The organism is Ruegeria sp. HKCCD8929 (assembly GCF_013031405.1).
Classification (GTDB): Bacteria; Pseudomonadota; Alphaproteobacteria; order Rhodobacterales; family Rhodobacteraceae; genus Ruegeria.
This window is the reverse complement of the sequence record NZ_WPZY01000136.1, coordinates 1-1,281: the sequence shown is the minus strand read 5'-3', so window position 1 is coordinate 1,281 and position 1,281 is coordinate 1. Positions and strand designations below refer to the sequence as shown.

Here is a 1,281-nt window from a genome sequence, read left to right as displayed (position 1 = left end):
CATGAAAAATGGTCAAAACAAGCAAGAGCAGTCTACAGGTTTGGGAAAATCGACATGATGCCTGTTGCGCACCTCCCGCTTTGCCTGATTTGCCGGTGTCTCAGGCCCTTTGGCTTAACAGCCGCCGCAGCATCCGTCGCACATGATCCTGCCCCCCGTAGAAGATCGCCAGGATCCTTATGGTCTCTGCGGTCTCGTCGGTCTGGTACCAATAGATGGCCTGATCGAGGGTCAGATGTCGCAGCCCCGGCAGAATGTCCCCATGCGCTTCGCCACGAAACGGCGCGACAGCAATACGATCGGCCGCCCCCAGGATCTCGCCGATCCGTTCCAGGGCTCTTGCGTCCGCCACAGATCTGGTCTCGCCAAACCCCACATAGCTGTCGGCCAGGTGGTGAAACAGAAGATCGATATCGCGGACGACATCGGCGGAGACTTCAATCCTCCAGGCCATCAGCCGCACGTTTGCGCTCCAGCATTTGCGACACGCGTGCCCGGAACTGGTCTTCCGGGAGAAACGGCCCCCTGGCGCGCTCCCGCAGCAGCAGCTTGAGCGCCTCGCTATCGGCCCATTCGGCCTCCTGGCGCTGCCGGATCAGGTCGATCCCATGCTGGGCCACCGCACTCAGCGACGGGAACATGCCCCGCTCCACCAGCTCACGCGCATATTCGGCCTGCGCCTCGGACAGGGAGATCGAAGTTTTGACCGTCATGAAAGCCTCCTGCCCGCAGAGTACGACTCAGTGCTACCGAGTTCAAGGGCGTTGCAGTTCCCTCCTTTTCGGAGAGAAAGGTCACGCGTCATGATCAGGGCAATCCAGCCCACGAGCCCCCCTGCCCTTTCCGCTGCCGACCAGGAGGCGCTGACCGATCTCTACGTCCGCGGCACCCCCGAGAACACGCTGCGGGCCTATGAGCGCGACCTGCTCTACATCACCGCCTGGAAACAGGCGCGCTTCTCACAGCCCCTGTCCTGGCCGGAAGACCAGGACGTTGCCCTTGCCTTCATCCTCGATCATGCGCGGGATCTGCAGGACGCGGCCGAGGACGACATCGCCCGGCGCACCGCGGAGGCTCTGATCACTCAAGGCTTGCGCAAGGCTCTCCCCTGCCCGGCCCCGTCGACGCTGGACCGGCGCATCGCCTCCTGGCGCGCCTTCCACCGGATGAAGAACCTCCTCAACCCGTTTGACGCGCCGATCGTCAAACAAGCCCGCGCCAAGGCCCGCCGCGCCGCTGCCCGCCCTCCTGCCCCGAAATCCGCCCACCCGATCACCCGCG

General features: G+C 63.8%; 2 protein-coding genes and 1 pseudogene. 1 reads left to right on the top strand and 2 read right to left on the bottom strand.

Features of this window, described 5'->3' with window-relative positions:
- Positions 1 to 100: 100 nt before the first annotated feature.
- Together GOX53_RS29420 and GOX53_RS29415 are read right to left on the bottom strand one after the other, a co-directional pair.
- Positions 101 to 454, bottom strand: coding sequence for a type II toxin-antitoxin system RelE/ParE family toxin (locus GOX53_RS29420; RefSeq protein ID WP_171182420.1), 354 nt, complete (start codon positions 452 to 454; stop codon positions 101 to 103).
- Entirely contained in the window at positions 438 to 713 is a 276-nt protein-coding gene (locus GOX53_RS29415; protein ID WP_171182419.1) for a type II toxin-antitoxin system ParD family antitoxin, read from the bottom strand. Before GOX53_RS29415 ends, GOX53_RS29420 begins: the two co-directional genes overlap by 17 nt.
- A gap of 90 nt (positions 714 to 803) precedes the next feature.
- On the opposite strand from GOX53_RS29415, the pseudogene GOX53_RS29410 reads away from it, so the two are divergent.
- Positions 804 to 1,281 (top strand): annotated as a pseudogene (locus tag GOX53_RS29410) (integrase); the annotation flags it as partial.

What these genes read in the sequence shown, in the direction of transcription:
- GOX53_RS29415 (WP_171182419.1), bottom strand. Translation starts at nt 713, where the DNA reads ATGACGGTCAAAACTTCGATCTCCCTGTCCGAGGCGCAGGCCGAATAT.
- GOX53_RS29420 (WP_171182420.1), bottom strand. Translation starts at nt 454, where the DNA reads ATGGCCTGGAGGATTGAAGTCTCCGCCGATGTCGTCCGCGATATCGAT.